Origin of the sequence: Sphingomonas sp. PWP1-2 (assembly GCF_049898305.1) — a bacterium.
GTDB classification, from domain to species: Bacteria; Pseudomonadota; Alphaproteobacteria; order Sphingomonadales; family Sphingomonadaceae; genus Sphingomonas; species Sphingomonas glacialis.
This window is the reverse complement of record NZ_JAFCXM010000004.1, coordinates 1-21,340: the sequence shown is the minus strand read 5'-3', so window position 1 is coordinate 21,340 and position 21,340 is coordinate 1. Positions and strand designations below refer to the sequence as shown.

The following is a 21,340-nucleotide window of genomic DNA, read 5'->3' as shown; positions in this document are numbered from 1 at the left end:
CCTCAGCCGAGCGCCTGGTCGAGCAGTTTCGCCAGGCGCAGCCCGCCGCGCTCGACCTCGAGCCGCGCGATCGGCACGGCCTTCTCGATCGTCGCTTCGTCCATCGTGACGTGCGCCGGTGTCGGCGCGCAGGGATCGGCCATCACGCTCGCATAGGTCACGTCGCGCGCGACCTGCCAGCTCTCGCGGCTCCAGTCGGTGACGTCGCCCGCGGCGATCTTGGCGCGCACGGCGGCCGGGTAGCGGCGCACGATCGGCGGCCCGCTGGTGATCGCGCGCTCGGCGAGATAGCCGTCCCAGATGCTGTGAAGGTTCAGCCGCGCAGTGCCGTAGCCGCCATAGCTGGCGAGCACCTTGTTGCCGCCCTGATCGTCCTTCTCGCCGGCATGCAGCGGCTGGTGGAGATCGCCGACAAAGTGGACGAGGAAGGCGAGCGCCTCGACGCGGTCGTGGAGCGGCGCGCGCTTGTTCTTGAGCACAGCGACGTCCTTGGTGATCTGCGCCGAGACGCAATTGCCGTCCTTGCACGCCGCGACGAGGTCGAACGGGTGGCAGATGTTCACGTCTTGATAGTGCCAGCTATAGGCATAGCCGAAGCGCGATTTGCCGTCGGGGCCCTTGAGCGGCTTGATGCAGTCGGCCCACACCGCGGCATCTGAAATGGTCGAGGCCTTGCACTCGGGCGTGCCGAGCAGCTCCGAATGCGCGAGCAGCGCGCGGATCGCCAGGCGCGTCTTGGGGCGGACATTCGCGTCGGCGATTTGCGCGATCGTCTGGTGGCCATATTCCCAATAGGCCGCCGCCGGCGACGCGGTCGCCGCGACGATCAAGGTGGCGGCAACGGCAAGGCCGGGACGAACGCGACGGAGACTGGTCATGGGCTCCGGCCTTAGCGGCGTTGCTCCTCCCGCGAAAGCGGGTCTCGCAAGTCCGATGCCGAAACGAGAGTTTCGTCGCCGTCACGCCTGCTCTTCGCGCCTTCGCGCCTTCGCGTGAGAAAAGAAGGGATGCTCACGCGAAGACGCGGAGGCACGAAGAGGCGAAAGCAACCGCCTCTGCGTCCTCCGCGCCTCTGCGCGAACCCATCTTCTTTTTTCGCGCAGAGGCGCGGAGGACGCGGAGGAGAAGAAGGGTTTTGCCTTGCAGGCTATTCGTCGCCGAACACCGCGACTTCGCGGCCCCCGGCGGAGTCGAGGCGCGCGCGGTACATGCCCGGCGTCGAGAACCGCCACAGCGCCTCGAACTTCGGCCCCGCGACGATGATGCCGCCGGTCCCGCCGAGCGCGGTCACTTCGGCCAGCACCGTCTCGACCGCCGCTTCCAGCGTTTCGCCCGCCAGCCGCACCCGCGCGCAAATCTCGTGCGCGACGTTCGCGCGGATGAAGAATTCGCCCGATCCGGTGCACGACACGGCGCCTGCGCGATCATCGGCATAGGTGCCCGCGCCGATCAGCGGCGAATCGCCGATCCGGCCCCAGCGCTTGCCCGTCACCCCGCCGGTCGAGGTCGCGGCGGCGACATGGCCGTGCACGTCGCACGCCACCGCGCCGACCGTGCCATATTTCATGTCGACATCGAACGCGCCGCCGCCTTCGAGCATCTCGTCGAGCTGCGCGCGCCGCTCGGGCAGGACCAGCCAGTCCTGTGTCGCGGGCTCGCAGCCTTGCTCCACCGAAAACGCGTCGGCCCCCGCACCACTCAGCAGCACATGCGGACTGTTCGCCATGACGGCGCGGGCAAGGCTCACCGGATTGCGTGTCGCCGTCACCCCTGCCACTGCGCCCGCATTGCGATCCCGACCGTCCATGATCGCTGCATCGAGCTCGGCGACACCGGCGTGCGTCAGCGCCGCGCCGCGCCCCGAATTGAAGTGCGGATCATCCTCGAGCACGCGCACCGCCGCCTCTACGGCATCGAGCGCCGCACCGTCCGCTGCCAGAACCGCCGCGCCCGCATCAAGCGCGCGGCCGAGCGCGGCGCGCGCACCCTCGGCCTGTGCCTGCGAGACGGTGTCGCGCGTCATCTGTCCCGCGCCGCCATGGAGTATCAGGGTCCAGCTCATCACGTCTCGTTCGTTTGGGGGAAGGGGCGCAGCCCGATCAGCGGGCGCAGCCAGCCGATTTCGCGGCCGATCGCGTAAAACAGCCAGCATCCGACCAGCGTCGTCACGACCAGCACGCCGAACTCAACGAAGCGCGGCAGGCCGAACGGGAGGAGCGCGCCCTCGACCCCGACGATGATCGTCTGGTGAATGATGTAGAAGGGGAACACCGCCTCGGTCAGCACGCGGCGCCACGGCAGGTCGCGGTTGAGGTGGCTGTCGGCAAAGCCGATCAACGCGACGATCATGCTCCAGCCCTGCACGGCGCGCGCGCTGGCGAACAGGATACCCCATGGCCAGGTCGGCATCGAGCTGTTCGGCCAGCGCAACTCGGTCGCGGCGACAATTAAGTAGCAGGCGATTCCGATCGCCAGCGCCCATGGCCACAATCGCCGCATCGTCGCCAGCGCCGGCGTGGACCCGGCGAGCGCGAAGCCGAACAGGAAGGCGGGCAGATATTGGACATGGCTCACCGAATCGCCGACCAGATCGTTGCTCGGCCCGATCCCGGGGAACAGCCAGGCGCTGACCAGCACGAGCCAGGCGGCCGGGAGCAACCACACCAGCCATCCGCCGAACAGCCGATCGAAGCCGCGCTGAAGGCTGCGCTGTCCCATCGCGGCGACGAGCACCGCCAGCACCATCGTGTAGATCCACAGATACGCGACGAACCACAGATGCTGCCACGTCGGCAGCGCAAGGCCGTTGACGACGCGGAAGCTGAAATAATCGTGGAGCAGGAAATACCCGAAATCATGGGTGTAGCCATGCTGCGTGATGAGCTCGACCCACGGCTGGAGCGGCACCACGACGATCACGCCGAACAGGAGTGGGATGATCAGCCGCCACGTACGGTTGACCGCGAAATGCCCGGTTGCGGGCCCGCGCACCAGTAGCGCCCGACTGGCATAGCCCGACACGACGAACAGCAGCAGCAACCGCCAGCTGTTGACCGCGAGCATCGGGATCGCGACCCATGCCAGCGGCTGCGCGGTCTTGGCATGATACCCCCACGGCACGAACACCATGCCGATATGATAGAGGATCAGCAGCGCGAACGCGCCGATGCGCAACCAGTCCAGTCCGTAATGCCGTTCCATCGCGCGGCCCTAATGCGATGTGCCCGATCGAGCAAACTCTAGCGGTTTCCGATGGCGCGGATCGTCGCTATATGGGCGCGACCAACCAGAGGAAGTTTTCCATGTCCCTCCGCCCGTGGCGCGACATCAACCGTCGTCAGAGCCGCCAGATCATGGTCGGCAACGTGCCCGTCGGCGGCGACGCGCCCGTCACCGTCCAGACGATGACCAACACGCCGACCGACGACGTCAAGGCGACGATCGACCAGATCCGCCGCTGCGAGGATGTCGGCGTCGACATCATTCGCGTGTCGTGCCCCGACGTGGAGAGCACCGCAGCGTTGAAGCAGATCGTCCGCGCCAGCCGCGTGCCGATCGTCGCCGACATCCATTTCCACTATAAGCGGGCTTTGGAAGCCGCCGATGCGGGTGCGGCGTGCCTGCGCATCAACCCCGGCAACATCGGCTCGCCCGCCCGCGTCAAGGAAGTGATCGACGCGGCCAAGTCGAACGGCTGCGCGATCCGCATCGGCGTCAATGGCGGGTCGTTGGAAAAGCATCTGCTCGAAAAATATGGCGAGCCGTGCCCCGACGCGCTGGTCGAATCGGCGATGGACCATATCAAGATCCTGCAGGACCATGACTTCCACGAGTTCAAGGTCGCGGTGAAGGCGTCGGACTTCTTCCTCGCGGTGGCGGCGTATCAGCAACTCGCCGAACAGGTCGATTGCCCGCTGCATCTCGGCATTACCGAGGCGGGCGGTTTCGTCGGCGGGACGGTCAAGTCGTCGATCGGGATCGGCTCGCTGCTGTGGTACGGCATCGGCGACACGATCCGCGTCTCGCTCTCGGCCGAGCCCGAGGACGAGGTCCGCGTCGGCTTCGAGATTCTGAAAGCGCTCGGCATCCGCAACCGCGGCGTGCGCGTTGTGTCGTGCCCGTCGTGCGCTCGACAGGGGTTCGACGTGATCCGCACCGTGCAAGCGCTCGAGGAGCGGCTCCAGCATATCCGCACACCGATGTCGCTCTCGGTCCTCGGCTGCGTCGTCAACGGCCCGGGCGAGGCACGCGAGACCGATATCGGCCTGACCGGCGGCGGCAACGGCAAGCATATGGTGTATTTGTCGGGCGTGACCGATCACACCGTCAATTCCGAGGATATGCTCGAGCACATCGTCAAGCTGGTCGAGGAAAAGGCCGCGTCGATCGAAGCGCATGATGCGGCGCTGGCAGCGGCGGCGCCGGTGGCTGTGGCGGCGGAATAGGTCTTGTGGTATGTGTCAGGTCTCGGGAGGCCTGACATGACCTATCATGCCAAAGTGATCGCTGGCGGCAAGATCGTTATCCCGGCGGAGTTGCGCCGCGAATTGGGGATTGCGGACGGTGACTCGCTCGTGCTCGCCAAGAGCGACGATGGCGGAATATCGATGAAAACCTACGGGCAGGTCGTCCGGGAGGCGCAGCAGGCGTTCCGCGAGATGACCGGTGACGACTATTCCGTCGATCAGTTCTTACGTGAGCGTGCGAGCGACTGGCGCGAGGAATGAGTGTCGTTCTCGATGCGTCAGCAATTCTCGCGGTGCTGTTGGATGAACCCGGCGCGGAGATCGTGATCCCGGTGATGCGCGGGAGCGCGCTCTCGGCGGTGAACGCGTCGGAGACGTTCCAGCGTGCGGCAGACAAGGGCCATCAGACACAGCGCGTTCTCGCATTGCTGAAGGGCCTTGAGATCGAAGTCGTTCCTTTTACGGTGGATCACGCGATCGCTGCGGCCGATTTGCGTCCCGCAACCAAGGCGGCGGGTCTTTCGCTCGGCGATCGCGCCTGTCTGGCGCTTGCCGCCGAGCGGCGCGCGACCGTATATACCGGAGACCGTCGCCTCGCCGACGTCGATATCGGTCTCGAACTTCGTCTGATCCGCTGAACATGCGTGTGCCAACACCGAAGAAGGTGGGTGCGGCGCTCGCTTTCGCTGTCGCCGCCGCCGGCATCGCGACCTATTCGGCGATGGATGTGCTGATGAAGGGCCTGAGCATTACCAGCGGCGCCTATTCGGCGGTGCTGTGGCGCTCGGTCGTCGGCGTGGTGTTGCTCGGCACGATCTTCGTGCTGCGGCGGCGGCCGTTTCCAGGGCGCGCGGCGCTCAAGCTGCACGCGCTGCGCGGCGCAACGGCGGGCTTCTCGGTGCTGCTCTTCTTTTGGGGCCTCGTGCGTGTGCCGATGGCGCAGGGGGTGGCGCTGACCTTTCTCGCGCCGCTGATCGCGCTCTATTTCGCGGCTGCCCTGCTTGGCGAGACGATCCGGCGTGCGGCGATCCTCGGGTCGATCGTCGCGAGTCTGGGCGTGCTGGTGATCGCCGCAGGGGAGGTGCAGGGGCATGCCTCGACCGCCCATGTGCTCGGCTCGCTCGCGATCTTCGCCGCGTCGATCTTCTACGCCTACAGCCTGATCCTGCTACGCCAGCAGGCGCAGGTCGCTGATCCGCTCGAGGTCGCCTTGTTCACCAGCGTGGTGCTTGGGGGGCTGCTGCTGCTCGGCGCGCCGTGGTTCGCCGGGCTGCCGACCACAGCGCAGCTTCCGTCGATCGGCGTGGCGGCGGTGCTCGGGTCGCTCTCGGCGATGGCGCTCGCCTGGGCGTACAGCCATGCCGAGGCGCAGGTGCTGGCACCTGTCGAATATACCGCTTTCGTCTGGGCGTCGCTGTTCGGCTGGTGGGTTTTCCACGAGACCGTCTCGCTCTACACCGCGGGCGGCGCGGCGCTGATCATCCTGGGATGCGTCCTCGCCGTTCGCGGCCATGCCGCACCCGCTCCACAAACCGAGGCCGCCGCATGATCGAGATTCGTACCGCCACCCCCGCCGACGTCGCGCTGATCCTGCATCTCGTGCGCGAGCTCGCCGAGTTCGAGCGCGCCGCCGAAAAGGTCGTCGCGACCGAGCCGTTGCTCCACGACGCGCTGTTCGGGCCGCACCCGGCCGCCGAGGCGGTGATCGCCGAGCTCGACGGCAAGCCCGTCGGGATGGCGCTGTTCTTCCACAATTTCTCGACCTGGACCGGCTGGCGCGGGCTGTATCTCGAGGATCTCTACGTCACGCCCGAGGCACGCGGCGCGGGCGTCGGCAAGGCGTTGCTGCAGCATCTCGCCAAACTCGCGGTCGAGCGCGGCTGCACGCGCTTCGAATGGTCGGTGCTCGACTGGAACGAGAAGGCGATCGCCTTCTATCGCTCGATGGGCGCGGCGCCGATGGAGGAATGGACCGTCTACCGCGTCACCGGCGATGCGCTCGCCAAGCTGGCGGGGCAGGGCTGATGCCGGTCGATTCGGGCCTGATCGCCTGGATCGAGGAAGCGCTCGCACCGATCGGCACGGTGACCAAGCGCGCGATGATGGGCGGGGCGACGCTCTATCTCGACGGCACGATCTTCGCGATCGCGGTCGAGGACGGGCTGTGGATCAAGGCCGATGCGACGAGCGATGCGGTGTGGGATGCCGCCGGCTGCCCGCGCTTCAGCTATACGATGGGCGAGGGGCGTGAAGGCTCGATGAACTATCGCCGCGCGCCCGACGATGTCTATGACGACGCCGATGCGCTGCGCGAATGGGCGGCGCTTGGCGTTGCTGCGGGGCTGCGCGCGCCGGTGAAGCGCAAACCGGCCCAGAAATAACCCGTCATTCCCGCGAAAGCGGGAATCCCGCTTCTTCTTGTCAGGTCAGAAGAAGCGGGACCCTGGCTTTCGCGGGGGTGACGGTTGGGTTCAGTCCGCCTGCGCGACTTCGCCTGGTGCAGGGTCGCCGGCCTTCTTGGCCTGCTCATAGCGTTCGATCGCCTCGATCACGACCTTGCGCGCTTCGTCGCGGTCGCCCCACTTGCCGACGCGGACCCACTTCTTCTTTTCGAGGTCCTTATAGTGCGTAAAGAAATGCTCGATCTGCTCGAACACGATCTCGGGCATGTCGCCGCGCTCGTTGACGTTCGAATAATACGGGAAGGTCGAATCGACCGGCACGCAGACGAGCTTCTCGTCGCCGCCGGCTTCGTCCTCGAGGTTCAACACCGCGATCGGCCGCGCGCGCACGACGCAGCCCGGGATGAACGGCGAACGCGCGACGACCAGCGCGTCGAGCGGGTCGCCATCGGGCGAGAGCGTGTGCGGCACGAAGCCGTAATTCGCCGGGTAGCGCATCGGCGTGTGCAGGATGCGGTCGACGAACAGCGCGCCCGACGCCTTGTCGAACTCATACTTGACCGGCTCGCCGCCGGTCGGGACTTCGATGATCACGTTGAGGTCGTCCGGCGGGCCCTTGCCGACCGGGATCATGTCGATACGCATAGTAAGTCCTTAACTACACTGAATAATATGGAAGAAAATCGGCCTTAACGCGGTGCCAGCAAACGGTCCAGTCCACCCTCTCCGGTGCCGATCTTCTGGAGGTGCGGATAGCGCAAGCCCTCGTGATAGTCGATGCTGACCGGGCTGATCTGGTCGTTGCTTTTGACCAGCAGAACGATTGGCGTCTTGCGCGCTTTGGCGGCGGTGACCGCGCCCTTCAGCGCGCTGTCGGAGAAGGCGGTGCCGTCGACCGCGACGATGCTGTCGCCGATCGTCAGCCCGGCCTTGTACGCGGGCGAATCCCAGCCGACGCCGGTCAGCTTGCCGTCCTTGTCGACCGTCAGGCCAAGAGAGAAGGTGAGGTTGGTGTTCTTGCGTGCGGCCTCGGCATTCTTGAAGGCGAGCGTCGGCTCCTCGGTATAGACCAGCTTGTAGCCGTTTGCCTCAAAGCCCTTCAGCGGGGCCGGGGCGCCGGTCTCGGTCAGCCGCTTGGTGAGCAGACCGGCCCAGTCGTACGGCTGGATCGCGGTGAGCGTCTTGACCACGTCGTCGAACGTGTAGGTGACTTCGCCGTAATCGCCGTCGTTGAGGCCGAAAAAGGCGCGGCCGAAATCGTCGATCGATTTCTTGCCGCCCGATTGCTGGCGCAGGATCGAATCGACCTCCATCCACACCAGCAGGCCCTCGTTATAATAATCCTCGGAGCGCTGATAGCTCGTCCATCCCTTGGGGCGGCGCTGCGAAATCGTCGGGTCGTTGGTCGTATCGACCATGTCGCGCCAGTTGCGTGCCGGGCGGTTGTCGAGCTCGGCCATGATCGCGGCATAGCCGTCGAGCGTATCCTGCTTCGACACGATCCCCGAGCGCGCCTGCAGCACATAGCCCCAGAACTGCGTCTGGCCCTCATAGACCCACAACAGGCTGCCGCGCATCGGCATGCGGAAATCGGGGGTCCACAAATCGGCGCCGCGGCGGAACTTGCCGTCCCAGCTGTGATTGTATTCGTGCGGCAGCAGGTTGCGCGAGCCCGGGCCGTCCTTCCACTTTGTGAAATAGCCAAGCTTCACGCCGTCTTCCGACGAGCGGTGATGCTCGAGCCCGATCCCGCCCATCACGTCGGAGATCGACAGCAGGAATTCATAGGTGTCGTAATGCTGCGCGCCGTAGAGCTTGACCGCCTGATCGACCAGCCGCTTGTGCGCGTCGATCTGATCGGGCGTTGCAGCGAGCTCGGCGGGCGTGTCGGCATAGACGTCGAGATTGACGCGCGGCGAGAGCGGCCACTGCTTGTAATAGCGCCCGGCGAGGACGGGCGAATCGACCAGCACTTCGTAATTGGTGAGCTGATAGGCATAGGTCGAGCCGTTCGCCTTCGACGGCAGGCCCGACGAGGCGGTGAAGCCAATCGGGTATTTGACCACAGCCTTGACCGGGATCTGGCGCGTGAAATAGCCCGCGGGATAGAGGCTCATCGAATTCCACTGCAGCCGCAGCATGTTCGGGGTCATCACCACCGAGCCTTGGTCGCCTGCGGTCGCCGAGAGGAACTGCAAGTCGATGTCGAGGTTCTTTGCGCCCGCCGGCACTTCGATGTGGAAGGCATAGACGTCGACCGGATCGCGCGTCCACGCGACCTCCTTGCCACCCGCGCGAATGTGCAGGCCGGCGAGCTTGTCGAGCTGGCCGGTCGGCGAATGGTTGCCCGGCAGCCATTTCGGGAAGAGCAGCACCATGTGGCCCGCGCTCACGCCGCTGATCGTCTCGCGCGTCGTGAAGATGCCGCGCGTCGTGTCGGTCGCGTCGATGTCGAGGCTGATCGTGCCGGGAAAGGGCGTGTCGCGCGCTTCGGGGATCGTGTCGACGATCGGCACCGGCTGCGGCTTGGAATTTTCGGCCAGCACCGGCGATGCGGTGGTGGCGAGCAACAGGGCGGTGAACGCGACGCGACGGATCATGCAGGGGAGCTTTCTTGGGAAGAGCGGCTTTGGCGGTGGTTAAAGCGGTTGAAGCGCGCGCCGTCCAGCCCCCCGCCGCGCGATTCCGCTACGACCCGCTGCTGCTGCCGAGCACGTTGATCGTGAAGGCGAGCACGCCGATGTTGAACACGAACGCCGCCAGGCACTGGCCGAGCGACACGCGCCGCATCCGCCGCGACGAGATCTCGACGTCGGAGGTCTGGAAGGTCATCCCGAGCGTGAAGCTGAAATAGAGGAAGTCCCAATAATCGGGCTCGGCGCATTCGGGGAAATCGAGCCCGCCCGAATCCTGCCCGTCATCGTCGCAGTCCGAATAGAAGAGATGCGCATAATGCAGCGCATAGACGGTGTTCGAAAACAGCCACGCAAGCACCAGCGTCGCGATCACCAATACGGTCGCGGCAACGCTCGTCTTGCCCTGCAATTCCTTGGCGACCGAAGTGAGGATGATGAGCATCGTCACGCCGGTGAGCACGAGCAGCCCGGCACGATTGGCGTCGTTGTTCGCGGCGGCCTTGCGCATCTTGTCGGCCTCGCCGTGGCCGAGCAGCGTCGAGATCGCGATCAGGAACACGGCAGCGGCGACGTCGAACGCCGCCATCGCACCGCGCCCCCAGCCGAGCGGGGGGATGGCGACGAATAGCCCGATCACGAACAGTGTCGCGAACAGGATGAAGCGGGGCGGGGCGACCTTGTTGCCGAGATTCAGACTCATGCAACAGAGCTACCGCGCTTTTGTGCGGGGTGAAATCCTCGCGCAAACATAACGTTTCTGTCACATCTGCAGCGCGCGGTTCGCCATCACCCCTGCGATGAACAGCAGGTACACGCCGAACACGCGCTTGAGCGGCTCGGCCGGCAGCGCATGGGCCGCGGCGACACCGAGTGGGGCGGTGAGGATCGACATCGAGGTGATGACGACCGCGCCGAGCAGATTGACATAGCCGAGCGAGCCGACCGGCAGGCCGGGCTTGCCGAGCCCGATCAGGATCCAGCCGATCGTGCCGGGCACCGCGATGATGAAGCCGAACCCGGAGGCGGTCGCGATCGCCTTGTGGATCGAGCGGCCGCACAGCGTCATCACGATCACCGCGACCGTCCCGCCGCCGATCCCAAGCAACGAGGAGAAGAGGCCAAGCCCACCGGCGATCGCGGCGCGGGGCAGGCCGCTCGGCATCGTGTCGCTGACCTGGCGCCGCGCGAGCCTGGGCACGAGGAAATTGATCGACATCAGCACGATGCCGCCAGCGAAGATGAAGGTCAGCGTCTGCCCCGTCATCCGCTGTGCGAGCAGCACGCCCACACCGACGCCGAGGATGATCCACGGCGCCCAGGTCTTGAGGATCTCGAAATCGACCGCGCCGCGTTTGTGGTGACTGAGCGTCGAGCGCAAAGCGGTGACGACGATCGTCGCGAACGAGGTGCCGATCGCGACATGCGTATATTCGCCCTTCGCGCCGCCGAGCAGCGGCAGCAGCGCGATCATTGCGGGAACGACGACGAAGCCGCCGCCGATCCCGAACAGTCCGGCGGCAAAGCCCGCGAACAGCCCGGCGGCGAGCATGGCGAGGATGGCGGGCGCCCAGGCGAGCACGGCGCTCATGCGCTGGCACGCGGGAATGGGACAACGGACACGGCAAACAGACGCATGGCGACCTTTCCGAAACGAGCCGGGTGAGATCCTGCGGATGCTGAAATGGGGACTGTTGCCGCCCCCGTTACGCTTATGCTGCGGCGCGGGAGCCGGACGTGTCAAGCCGCTCTTCCTCCCCTCCCTTCCACGCAGGGGAGCAGAATCCACAACCATCTGGCGTTCGCCCGAACGCTCGCATAGAGAACGCACCCTTATGGCCCGCATAGAAACCCCAAAACGCATCCGCGGCACGCAGGACATCTTCGGCGAGGAGCAGCGTCGTTTCGCACACGTCATCGCGACGTTCGAACGCGTCCGCCGACTCTATTGCTTCCAGCGCGTCGACATCCCCGTGTTCGAGAGCACCGCGGTGTTCGCACGCTCACTCGGCGAGACGACCGACGTCGTGTCGAAGGAAATGTACACCTTCGAGGATCGCGGCGGCGATTCGCTGACGCTGCGCCCCGAATTCACCGCCGGTATCGCGCGCGCCTATCTGACCGAGGGCTGGCAGCAATACGCGCCGCTCAAGATCGCGACGCATGGGCCCGTGTTCCGCTACGAGCGTCCGCAAAAGGGGCGCTTTCGCCAGTTCCACCAGATCGACGCCGAGGTGATCGGCGCGAGCGAGCCCGCCGCCGATGTCGAGCTGCTCGTGCTGGCGGACCAGTTGCTCCGCGAACTCGGCATCGCCGATGGCGTGACGCTCCAGCTCAACACGCTCGGCGACGCCGAGACGCGCGACGCGTGGCGCGCGGCGCTGGTCGCGCATTTCGAGGCGCACCGCGACGTGCTGAGCGAGGACAGCCTCGCGCGGCTCGACAAGAACCCGCTGCGCATCCTCGATTCTAAGGACCCGCGCGATCGGCCGGTCGCCGACAGCGCGCCCGATATCGACGCCTATCTGACGCCCGAGGCGCGCGCGTTCTTCGACGCGGTGACGGCGGGGCTCGATGCGGCTGGCGTGGCGTGGACGCGCAACGCGCGGCTGGTGCGGGGCTTGGATTATTACCGCCACACCGCGTTCGAATTCGTCACCGACCGGCTCGGCGCGCAGGGCACCGTGCTCGCGGGCGGGCGCTATGACGGGCTGATCGGCAGCCTCGGCGGTCCGGAGACGGCGGGTGTTGGCTGGGCGGCGGGGATCGAGCGGCTGGCGATGCTGCTCGAGGAGCCGACGGTCGACCAGGTCGATATCGCGGTCGTGACCGAGAATGACGCAGATCCGCTCGATGCCGTTCGCGTGGTGGCAGGCCTTCGGCGCAGCGGTCTGTCCGTTGCGGCGGCGTTCGCCGGTAATGCGAAGCGCCAAGTCGAGCGCGCGCGGCGCGCGAATGTGACCGAGGTTCTTTTCGTCGGGCGTGTGGGCGTCGAGGGCGGCACCGCAGCATCGCTCAAGCTCGGCAAGATCGGGACCGGGCCCGTCGCGCTCGAGGACAGGGCGGACTCTGTTTTGAAGGCGCTGTCCGCCGATATCGCGGTTGGCGGGGACGATGCTGCCACCTTGATCGGAACGGGGATCGCCTTGATCTGGCGCCCGCGATGACCTCGATCTCCCCCGAACGCATCCTGCAGATCGAGGCGCGGCGCGACGAACTGTCGGCGCTGATGGCGTCGGGCGATCTGCCGTCGGACCGCTTCGTCCAGGTCTCGAAGGACTATGCCGAGCTCGAGCCGATCGCGCGCGCGGCGGGCGAGGTCAGGCGGCTCCGCGCCGAGCTCGACGTGCTCGCCAGCATGGAGGAGGAGAGCGACCCCGAGATCAAGCTGATGGCGCGCGAGGAAATCGCGACGATCCGCGACACGCTCCCAGATGCCGAACGGAAGCTCGCGCTCTCGCTGCTCCCGCGCGACGCCGCTGACGAGCGCGCCGCGATGCTCGAGATCCGCGCCGGCACCGGAGGCGACGAGGCGGCGCTGTTCGCCGCCGACCTGTTCCGCATGTACCAGCGCTATGCCGAAGCGCAGGGGTGGCGGGTCGAGCTGATCTCCGCGTCTTCTTCCGAAAGCGGCGGGTTCAAGGAAGCGATCGCCTCTGTCGAGGGCAAGGGCGTGTTCGCCAAGCTGAAGTTCGAAAGCGGCGTCCACCGCGTCCAGCGCGTTCCCGCGACCGAGGCGCAGGGGCGCATCCACACCTCGGCGGCGACCGTCGCGGTGCTGCCCGAGGCCGAGGAGGTCGACGTCAAGATCGACGACAAGGACCTGCGGATCGACGTCTATCGCTCGTCGGGGCCGGGCGGGCAGTCGGTCAACACCACCGATTCGGCGGTGCGGATCGTGCACATCCCGACTGGGCTGACCGTCATCCAGCAGGACGAAAAGTCGCAGCACAAGAACCGGGCCAAGGCGATGCGGGTCCTGCGCACGCGGCTGTATGAGGCCGAGCGCGATCGGCTCCACCAAGAGCGCGCGGGCGCGCGGAAATCGATGGTCGGGTCGGGCGATCGTTCCGAGCGGATCCGGACGTACAATTTCCCGCAGGGGCGCGTGACCGATCATCGCATCAATTTGACGCTGCACCGGCTTCCCGAGATCTTGCAGGGCGAGATGGACGAACTGATCGGCGCGCTGATCGCGCAGGACGAGGCCGAAAGATTGGCCGCCCTCGATGCGTGACGAGCCCGAAAAGCCCCTCCCCTTCAGGGGAGGGGTTGGGGTGGGGAAGTGCGCGACGCCAGATCTCTGCGAGGCTTCCCCCACCCCCAGCCCCTCCCCTGAAGGGGAGGGGAGAATACGGTCGGCGCTCTCCGCCGCCACGAACTTCCTTGCCGACGTCAGCGAAACCCCCCGCCTCGATGCCGAGCTCCTGATGGCGCATGCACTCGGCATCCCCCGCGAGCAGCTCCTGCTCAACCGGCTCGATTCCGCCACTCCGCACAGTTTTGGCCCGTTGCTCGCGCGCCGCCTCGCGCATGAGCCGATCGCCTATATCACTGGCACCCGCGCCTTCTGGACGATCGAACTCGCGGTCGGCCCGGGCGTGCTCGTGCCGCGCGCCGACAGCGAGACGCTGCTCGACGCAGCACTCGCGCATTTCGGCAAGGCCGGACCGCGCCGGATTCTCGATCTCGGCACCGGTCCCGGCACGCTGCTGCTCGCCGCGCTCGATCAATGGCCGGGCGCGACCGGGCTCGGCGTCGATGCGTCACCCGAGGCGCTCGCTTATGCGACGCGCAACGCCGCCACGCTCGGCCTCGCGACCCGTGCCGAATTCCGCACCGGCGATTGGGCGACCGGTCTCGACGGCGTGTTCGACCTCATCCTCTCGAACCCGCCCTATATCGGCGCCGACGAACCGCTCCCCGCCGAGGTCCGTGCGCACGAACCCGGCATGGCGCTGTTCGCCGGCGCCGACGGGCTCGACGACTATCGTCGCATCGCGCCGCAGCTTCCCGCCCTGCTCGCGCCCGGTGGCGCCGCGATCCTTGAAATCGGCTCGACCCAGGCGCCTGCCGTCACCGCGTTGCTCGCCGCACAAGGCCTCGCGGTCGCGCTGCGGCACGATCTCGCGCGCCACCCGCGCGCGCTGATCGCAACGCACAGCGCGTGATATTGCGTTCGATCAGCACAATATTGTGCTTGGAGATTGCCCCGCGACCCGCTATTGGACGGCGCAGGGGCACGCATTCTCACCATAGTCGGTTGAAAATGGGCTGGTGTCCGCCTCCATCGTCATGCAGTCGCCCCGTCCGGCGACGCTGGCAAGCGCGCAGTGCCGATGGTCGGTGGCCGGCGCGCAGGAGGCATTGCATCCATATTTCTGGAGCGTGACCAGGTTGGTTCCCAAGGACAGGACAACAAGACGTTGATCAATAATCGTCAGGCCGGCCGCCGTCGCGGCCGTGGCGGGCAGCAGCAGCGCTCGTCGGGTGGTGGTGGAAATCCGGGTCGTCAGGACACCGGCAACCGCATCGACAATCGCGCCCGCGGCAATGCCGCGCAATTGCTCGAGAAATACAAGACGCTCGCGCGCGACGCGCAGATGCAGGGTGACCGCGTCAACGTCGAATATTACCTCCAGTTCGCCGATCACTATTTCCGCGTGCTCGCCGAAACGCGCGCGCGCTTCGAGGAAAACGGTGGCGCGGTCTCGACCAAGCGGATCCAGGGCGCGACGCTCGACGAGGACGAGCCCGATTACGAGGACGAGGGCGAGCGCGTCGTCGAGCAGCCCCGTCAGGAGCAGCCCCGTCAGGAGCAGCCCCGTCAGGAGCAGCAACGCCACGATCCGTCGCGCCAGGAACAACCGCGCGGCGATCAGCAGCGCGGCGGCCAGAACGGCTATCGGCAGGACGGCAACCGCCAGGATGGTAACCGTCAGGACGGCAATCGCGGTTACGCGCAAAACGGCCAGTCCAATCATGCTGCGGCGAACGGGCAGTCGAATGGGCAGCACGGCAGCGAGCAGCGCGAAGGCGCGCAGGGTTATGAGGATCGTCCGCGCGGTCGCGTGAACGGCAATGGCGAAGGCGGTTACGATCGCCAGGCCGAGCCGCAGCGCGAAGAACGTGCCGAGCGCCCGCCGCGCGGCGAGCGCTACGAGCGCCCCGACCGCGTGTCGCGCGCGCCCGAACCCGTCGCCGAAGCGCAGCCCACCGGTGCGGAGCTTCCGCTCGACGCCGCAGCGCCGGTCGAGCCCGTCGCCGAAGCGCCGCGTCGCGGGCGTGGTCGTCCACGCCGCGAAGTCGCGCCGATCGTCGAAGCGCCCGTCACGTCCGACGCAGCCGGATCGGACGATGCCGGTTTCGAGGATAACGGTTTCGCCGCCGATCGCTTGCCGCCGTCGCTCAACGTCTCGGCAGTCGTCGAGCCCGAGTTCGGCCAGGAAGGCGACCTCGTCGAAAAGCCACGCCGCCGTCGCGGCCGCCCGCCCGCAACCGCGGCAACCACGGTCGAATAAGCAAACCTTCTTCCTCACCCCGGCCGCGCGCCGGGGTGAGCGTCCCACACGCTCGCCGCAGCGAAGGGATTGTAACACCGTCGTTATATTCCTAGCCTATTCCCCAAGATACGAAGTGGGGAGGCGATATGCGGATCTGGCTGGCGACGACGATGCTGTGGGCCCCCGCGCTCGCCTGCGCGCAGACCACCGCCCTACCGCAAGACGAAGGCGCGCGCTCGGGGCAGGGCGACGTCGCGGTCACGATCTACAATAACGATCTCGCCTTGATCCAGGACACGCGCCAACTCGCGCTCCCGCGCGGCCGCAGCCGCCAGGACTTCGCCGACGTCTCCGCCGCGATCCGCCCCGAAACGGTCACGCTCAAGACAACGGGCGCGAGTATCGTCGAGCAGAATTTCGATTACGACCTGCTCTCGCCGCAAAAGCTGATGGACAAGGCGGTCGGCCAGACCGTCACGCTTGTCCGCACCAACCCCGCGACCGGCGCCGAGACGCGCGAGGAGGCCCGCGTGCTCGCCAACAATGGCGGCACGATCGTCCAGATCGGCAGCCGGATCGAAGTGCTCGACCGCAGCGCCGGTCGCGTGATCTTCCCGACGCTCCCGCCCAATCTGCGCGCGCGCCCGACCTTGTCGGTCACGCTCGACAGCGATGCGGCGGGGACGCGCCCGGCGACGCTCAGTTATCTGTCGCGCGGGCTCGGCTGGAAGGCCGATTATGTCGCCTTGTTCGATGAAAAGGCGGGCAAGCTCGACGTCCAGGGCTGGATCACGCTGAACAACACCAGCGGCACGACCTTCACCGCCGCCAAGACGCTGCTCGTCGCCGGATCGGTCGGCAGCGCCGAGGACGGCAATGGCCCGCGCTATTCCGCGCGCCCGACCACGCCGCGCGGCAACCAGTCGGGCACCGAGACTGCCAACCGCGAACAGCTCGGCGATTTCTACCTCTACCCGCTCGCCGAGCGCACCACGATTGCCAACGCGCAGACCAAGCAAGTCAGCTTTCTCGACGTCGCCGGGTCGCCCGCTGCCAAGGCGTATTTCTATCGCAACCCGTGGCTCGCGACGCAGAGCGAAGCCAAGAGCGTCGATACCGTGCTGACCTTCAGTTCGTCGCGCGACGGCGGGCTCGGCGATGCGCTCCCCGCGGGGACCGTCCGCGTCTATATGCGCGATGCGCGCGGCGCACCGCAATTCATCGGCGAAAGCGCCATCCCGCACACGCCGATGGGCTCGCGGCTCGCGCTCAAGACGGGCGAGGCGTTCGACGTGAAGATGCTGCCGGTGGTCGAAAAACGCGAGCGGATCTCGGCGGATCGCTGGCGCACGACGATGCGCTACACGCTGACCAATGCGCGCGCGACCGAAGCGGTCGTCGAGGTCGCGCAGGATGGGCTCGACACTTGGTGGCACGACACCCGCGTCGTGACGGAGAGCCAACCGAGCGAGCGCGTCACGGCCGACGAGGCGGTGTGGCACGTCCGCGTCCCCGCCAATGGCACGGCGAGCGTGACCGCGACTTTCGACACGCGGTACTGAGCCCGGTGCGCCGCGCGCTGCGATGGCTGAGCGTGCTGCTCGTCGCGGTCGTCGCGCGCGCGGCGCCCGCGCAGACGGTCTCGCCCGCGCCCGACCGCGTTGCGGTGACAATCTACCGCGCGCCCGATCGATCGGCGGACTCGCCGATCGATCTAAGCTGGCTGGGCGGCTATGCGCTGATCACCGAGCAGCGCCGCGTGGCAATCCCGGCTGGGCGCACGACGCTCCGCTTCGAGGGTGTCGCGGCGGGGATCCTGCCCGAAAGCGCCATCGTGACCGGGTTGCCGAATGGCGTTCGCGAGAAGAATCTCGATGCCGAGCTGCTGTCGCCGCGCAGCCTCTACGCGGGGACTTTCGGCCGCCCCGTCACGCTTCGCCGCACCATCGCCAAGCGGAGCGTCGAAGAATCCGCGATCATCCGGTCGAGCCCCGATGGCGCGGCGATTGTCCAGACGCGCGACGGCGTGGTCGCGGTCGATTGCGGGCCGGCCACGGAGACGCTGGTCTATAATGGCATCGCGTCGGGGCTGTCGTCCAAACCGACTTTGTCGGTCGCGCTCGACTCGCCGCGCGCTGCGACCGTCACGATCACGCTGTCGTATCTTGCCTGGGGTTTCGACTGGCAGGCGAACTACGTCGCGACGCTGAAGCCGGACGGCCGCAGCGCCGACCTGCTCGCCTGGGTCACGCTCGCGAGCGGCGATTCGACGAGCTTCGCCGATGCCGAGACGATGGTCGTCGCCGGGCGCGTGAAGCGCGAGGACCGCGCGCCCTATCCATATGCGCGCGGCAGTGCACCGCTGACGTTTCACTGCTTTGCGCACCCGATCGCGGATTTGGTGCCCGGCGCACCGCCCCCGCCGCCGCCAGCCGAGACAATGGATATCGTCGTGACCGGAATGGCGATGCGCGCGCCGCGCCGGGTGACGCAGGAGGATCTCGGCGACCTCAAGCTCTACCGCGTGCCCGATCGCACGACGGTCGCAGCGCTCGCGCAGAAACAAGTGGCGTTGCTCGATCGGCAAGCCGTGCCGGTCGATATCCTGTATGTCGCGACGGTCGACGCTGCGGGCGAGGCCGGCGCGCCGCACCTCACGCTGCGCGCGCTCAATCGTAGGGCGAAGGGGCTCGGCGTGCCGCTTCCCGCCGGGCCGGTCGCGGTGTTTCAGCCGCGCGGCGATGCCGCCGTGCTGATCGGCGAAGGGGCGATCGACGACAAGGCAGTCGGTGAGCTGGTCGAGGCGAATCTGGCGGTCGCGACGCAAGTCACGCTCGAGACGACGCCGCGCGAGAGCGGCGCCAATCGCGGCAAGGCGTGGGAAGACGTCGCGCTGACCCTGCGCAACGCCAATCCTCATCCCGTCCGGTTCGAGTTGCAGTTCGATCCGCGGATTGCGCCGCGCGTGTCGCATCCCACGAGCGCGCTGACGCACACCAACGGCAAGCTGGTCTGGGCGATCGAGCTTCCCGCCAATGCCACGCGCGGGCTGGGCTATCGCGTATCGGCCGATCGCTAGCGATTGCGGGGCGCGGCTTCCCAAGCGCTGCCAAACGTGGAATCCTCCAGCGCCTGAGAGACTCGGCTGACGAGCGCAGACAGGAGAGAGCCAATGACGATCGCGGCAATCCTTCGCACCAAGGGCGGCGAGGTGGTCTCGATCACCGCCGAGCAGACCGTCGGCGACGCGGTCGCGCTGCTCGCCGAGCGCCGCGTCGGCGCGGTCCCAGTGATGGCGGGCGATGCGGTCGTCGGCATCTTTTCCGAACGCGACGTGATCCACGCGATCGCCGCGCATGGCGGCGCTGCGATGACGCGCAGCGTCGGCGACACGATGACCGCGCCGCCGATCACCGTCGCCCCGGGCGAAGCGGTGATCGGCGCACTGTCGCTGATGACGCGGCGGCGGATCCGGCATTTGCCCGTGGTCGAGCAGGGCCGCGTGGTCGGCTTCGTCTCGATCGGCGATCTCGTCAAATATCGCATCGACAAGATCGAGGCCGATGCCGAGGCGATGCGCAGCTACATCCAGTCGGCGTGAGGGTCAGGTCGGGATCGGCTGCTTGCGCACCACCGCGATGAGCTCTCGCACCGCGCCGCGCGAAAACACGAGCAGCCAGCCGACATAGACGATCGCACCGGTCGTCACGAGGATCGCAAGGTCGGGCCAGTCGGGTAGCGGCGGGAGCAGCGCCGCCACGAAGGTGACGCACAGTGCCATCGCGGTTGCCGCGCACAGCGCCGGCGAGATCGCGTAAAAGATTCGGCGAAGGTTGGTCCCGATCACGGGAAGCGAGCGCCACAGGCTGAAGCCGAGATAGATCGGATAGGTGAGGATCCACGCGGTGGCGAGGCCGGTCGCGCCCCATTGCACCGCGACGAGGAAGCCGCTCGACAGCACCAGCGCGCCAAATGCGCCGTTGCCGACGCCGATACCGGGGCGCCCGCGCGCATCGCAGGCGGGTTGCAGCAGCACTTGCAAGGTCATGAACGGCATCGCGAGCGCGAGCAGATGGACGACCGGCGCGGTCCCGCTCCATTTGTCGCCGAGCACCGCGTCGACCAGCGGCCGCGCGGTCGCTGCCAGCCCGAAATAGAAGGGGAGCGCCGCGAGCATCACGATCCGCACCGACCGGTCGAACGCGTTTGCGACCGCCGCGCTGTCATGCTGGATCCGCGCATAGGCCGAGAACGCGACTTCATTGAGCGGCGGCACGAATTTCGAGACGAAGACCTGCGTCAGGAACAGGCTCTCGGTGTAGAGGCCCAGCTCGTGCGGCGAGAAATGCCGGCCGGCGATGAACACGTCGGCTTGGCTCTGCGCGAACCAGAAGAGCTGGCCGATCGCCATCACCCCGCCATAGCGCGCGAGCGTGCCCGATCCGCGAAAGTCGAAGCTCGGCCAGATCAGCGACTTTGCGGCGATCGTCATCCCGATGGCACGCACGCCGAACAACACGAGTGGGGCGAGCACCAACGTCCACACGCCCAGTCCAGCCAACGCGCCGCCGAGCGCGGCGCTTGCGCTGGCGATCGAGGCAAGGATGTTGACGCGCGCCTGCAGCTTGAAGTCGAGCGTACGCGAGAGGAGCGCGTAGGGCAGCGCTATGAACGGGGTGGTCGCATAGAGCAAAGCCTGGACCTGCAGCATGTGGGCGACGATCGGCTGGCGATAGTAAGCGGCGGCGGCGGGGGCGAGGATGAACACCTGCGCTGCGGCGAGCAGCCCGTTGAGCAGCAGCAGCATCCCGAACAGCTGGCGGATGTCGCGTGGCGTGACCTGCGGCTTCTGGATCAACCCACTCGCCAGGCCGTAGCCGTTGAGCATGTTGAGAAACACCAGCACCACGCCGGTCATCGCGAACAGCCCGTAATCGTGCGGGTTGAGGATGCGGATGACGAGGAAGGTCGAGGACCATTGCACCAGCTGCGCGAGGATCTGGCTGCCCGAACGCCAGATCACCGCACTGCGCACCTGATTGGATAGCGATTCGGTGGCGGGAATCGGGGCGTCGGCGGCGGCGGTCATGGAGCAACCCTTAGCCGCAAAGCCTTTAAGGAGCCTAAACCCGAGCGTTTCTGCGGGATTGACGCGGGATTGCAAGAAAAGTGCAAAAAAGGGTTTGACCGAATCAGGGCGTGGACCTAGAGGGGTGTCACCGCAGCGACGGACCGGACGGTTCGCTTCTGCAGTCACCAAATTGTCGGCGCCGAGGGGCTCTTTGAAAAGAGGGCATTTCCTTAGCGTCGGTATTTTGCGCTCTTTGACATTGTCG

The 21,340-nt window shown here is 66.9% G+C and carries 21 protein-coding genes; 13 read left to right on the top strand and 8 right to left on the bottom strand.

Features of this window, described 5'->3' with window-relative positions; genetic code table 11:
- Window positions 1-2: 2 nt before the first annotated feature.
- The 3 genes from ACP7C5_RS11095 to ACP7C5_RS11085 all read right to left on the bottom strand — a co-directional run bounded on the left by ACP7C5_RS11095 (window position 3) and on the right by ACP7C5_RS11085 (window position 3,201).
- On the bottom strand, window positions 3-878 hold the full coding sequence (locus ACP7C5_RS11095) for a S1/P1 nuclease (RefSeq protein WP_133191568.1): 876 nt from the start codon (window positions 876-878) through the stop codon (window positions 3-5).
- Between the two features lie 269 nt (window positions 879-1,147).
- Window positions 1,148-2,062, bottom strand: coding sequence for an isoaspartyl peptidase/L-asparaginase family protein (locus tag ACP7C5_RS11090; protein WP_426264299.1), 915 nt, complete (start codon window positions 2,060-2,062; stop codon window positions 1,148-1,150).
- Window positions 2,062-3,201, bottom strand: a complete 1,140-nt coding sequence (locus tag ACP7C5_RS11085) for an acyltransferase family protein (RefSeq protein ID WP_426264298.1) — start codon at window positions 3,199-3,201, stop codon at window positions 2,062-2,064. Before ACP7C5_RS11085 ends, ACP7C5_RS11090 begins: the two co-directional genes overlap by 1 nt.
- Window positions 3,202-3,302: 101 nt before the next feature.
- Here ACP7C5_RS11085 and ispG point away from each other — a divergent pair, with 101 nt between their 5' ends.
- Genes ispG through ACP7C5_RS11055 form a run of 6 tightly spaced genes read left to right on the top strand, consistent with a single transcriptional unit; the run spans window position 3,303 to window position 6,847 of the window.
- On the top strand, window positions 3,303-4,445 hold the full coding sequence (gene ispG / locus ACP7C5_RS11080) for a flavodoxin-dependent (E)-4-hydroxy-3-methylbut-2-enyl-diphosphate synthase (RefSeq protein ID WP_426264297.1): 1,143 nt from the start codon (window positions 3,303-3,305) through the stop codon (window positions 4,443-4,445).
- A gap of 36 nt (window positions 4,446-4,481) precedes the next feature.
- Entirely contained in the window at window positions 4,482-4,727 is a 246-nt protein-coding gene (locus ACP7C5_RS11075) for an AbrB/MazE/SpoVT family DNA-binding domain-containing protein (RefSeq protein ID WP_426264296.1), read from the top strand.
- Window positions 4,724-5,104, top strand: coding sequence for a type II toxin-antitoxin system VapC family toxin (locus tag ACP7C5_RS11070; protein WP_426264295.1), 381 nt, complete (start codon window positions 4,724-4,726; stop codon window positions 5,102-5,104). Before ACP7C5_RS11075 ends, ACP7C5_RS11070 begins: the two co-directional genes overlap by 4 nt.
- 2 nt (window positions 5,105-5,106) lie before the next feature.
- On the top strand, window positions 5,107-6,015 hold the full coding sequence (locus ACP7C5_RS11065; protein ID WP_426264294.1) for a DMT family transporter: 909 nt from the start codon (window positions 5,107-5,109) through the stop codon (window positions 6,013-6,015).
- Window positions 6,012-6,491, top strand: coding sequence for a GNAT family N-acetyltransferase (locus ACP7C5_RS11060; protein ID WP_426264293.1), 480 nt, complete (start codon window positions 6,012-6,014; stop codon window positions 6,489-6,491). The genes ACP7C5_RS11065 and ACP7C5_RS11060 overlap by 4 nt, the downstream gene beginning before the upstream one ends.
- Entirely contained in the window at window positions 6,491-6,847 is a 357-nt protein-coding gene (locus ACP7C5_RS11055) for a TfoX/Sxy family protein (protein ID WP_426264292.1), read from the top strand. Before ACP7C5_RS11060 ends, ACP7C5_RS11055 begins: the two co-directional genes overlap by 1 nt.
- Window positions 6,848-6,937: 90 nt before the next feature.
- Here the strand turns inward: ACP7C5_RS11055 and ppa are convergent, their stop codons facing one another.
- The 4 genes from ppa to ACP7C5_RS11035 all read right to left on the bottom strand — a co-directional run bounded on the left by ppa (window position 6,938) and on the right by ACP7C5_RS11035 (window position 11,092).
- Entirely contained in the window at window positions 6,938-7,513 is a 576-nt protein-coding gene (gene ppa / locus ACP7C5_RS11050) for an inorganic diphosphatase (RefSeq protein WP_354287176.1), read from the bottom strand.
- Window positions 7,514-7,557: 44 nt separating this feature from the next.
- Entirely contained in the window at window positions 7,558-9,468 is a 1,911-nt protein-coding gene (locus ACP7C5_RS11045) for a M61 family metallopeptidase (protein ID WP_426264291.1), read from the bottom strand.
- An 88-nt stretch (window positions 9,469-9,556) separates the two neighbouring features.
- Window positions 9,557-10,204, bottom strand: a complete 648-nt coding sequence (locus ACP7C5_RS11040; protein WP_133191579.1) for a DUF1345 domain-containing protein — start codon at window positions 10,202-10,204, stop codon at window positions 9,557-9,559.
- A gap of 60 nt (window positions 10,205-10,264) precedes the next feature.
- Window positions 10,265-11,092, bottom strand: coding sequence for a sulfite exporter TauE/SafE family protein (locus ACP7C5_RS11035; protein ID WP_426264290.1), 828 nt, complete (start codon window positions 11,090-11,092; stop codon window positions 10,265-10,267).
- A 244-nt stretch (window positions 11,093-11,336) separates the two neighbouring features.
- Here ACP7C5_RS11035 and hisS point away from each other — a divergent pair, with 244 nt between their 5' ends.
- The 7 genes from hisS (at window position 11,337) to ACP7C5_RS11000 (ending at window position 19,605) form a co-directional block, all read left to right on the top strand.
- The gene (gene hisS / locus ACP7C5_RS11030) at window positions 11,337-12,668 is read left to right on the top strand and encodes a histidine--tRNA ligase (protein ID WP_426264289.1); all 1,332 of its coding nucleotides are present in this window, start codon (window positions 11,337-11,339) and stop codon (window positions 12,666-12,668) included.
- Window positions 12,665-13,738 carry a peptide chain release factor 1 gene (gene prfA, locus ACP7C5_RS11025; protein WP_189676269.1) on the top strand — a complete coding sequence of 358 codons (1,074 nt, stop codon included), beginning with the start codon at window positions 12,665-12,667 and terminating at the stop codon, window positions 13,736-13,738. Before hisS ends, prfA begins: the two co-directional genes overlap by 4 nt.
- A 115-nt stretch (window positions 13,739-13,853) precedes the next feature.
- Complete coding sequence (gene prmC, locus ACP7C5_RS11020; RefSeq protein WP_426264611.1) at window positions 13,854-14,672, top strand: peptide chain release factor N(5)-glutamine methyltransferase; 819 nt, start codon at window positions 13,854-13,856, stop codon at window positions 14,670-14,672.
- Between the two features lie 255 nt (window positions 14,673-14,927).
- Window positions 14,928-16,022, top strand: a complete 1,095-nt coding sequence (locus ACP7C5_RS11015; protein ID WP_426264288.1) for a DUF4167 domain-containing protein — start codon at window positions 14,928-14,930, stop codon at window positions 16,020-16,022.
- A 128-nt stretch (window positions 16,023-16,150) separates the two neighbouring features.
- Complete coding sequence (locus tag ACP7C5_RS11010; RefSeq protein WP_426264287.1) at window positions 16,151-17,566, top strand: DUF4139 domain-containing protein; 1,416 nt, start codon at window positions 16,151-16,153, stop codon at window positions 17,564-17,566.
- Window positions 17,500-19,083, top strand: coding sequence for a DUF4139 domain-containing protein (locus ACP7C5_RS11005; protein WP_426264286.1), 1,584 nt, complete (start codon window positions 17,500-17,502; stop codon window positions 19,081-19,083). Before ACP7C5_RS11010 ends, ACP7C5_RS11005 begins: the two co-directional genes overlap by 67 nt.
- A gap of 93 nt (window positions 19,084-19,176) precedes the next feature.
- The gene (locus ACP7C5_RS11000) at window positions 19,177-19,605 is read left to right on the top strand and encodes a CBS domain-containing protein (RefSeq protein WP_354287141.1); all 429 of its coding nucleotides are present in this window, start codon (window positions 19,177-19,179) and stop codon (window positions 19,603-19,605) included.
- Window positions 19,606-19,608: 3 nt separating this feature from the next.
- Here ACP7C5_RS11000 and ACP7C5_RS10995 read toward each other — a convergent pair whose 3' ends face one another.
- Window positions 19,609-21,093 (bottom strand): lipopolysaccharide biosynthesis protein, encoded by a 1,485-nt coding sequence (locus ACP7C5_RS10995; protein WP_426264285.1) that lies wholly within the window; start codon window positions 21,091-21,093, stop codon window positions 19,609-19,611.
- Window positions 21,094-21,340 lie beyond the last annotated feature (247 nt).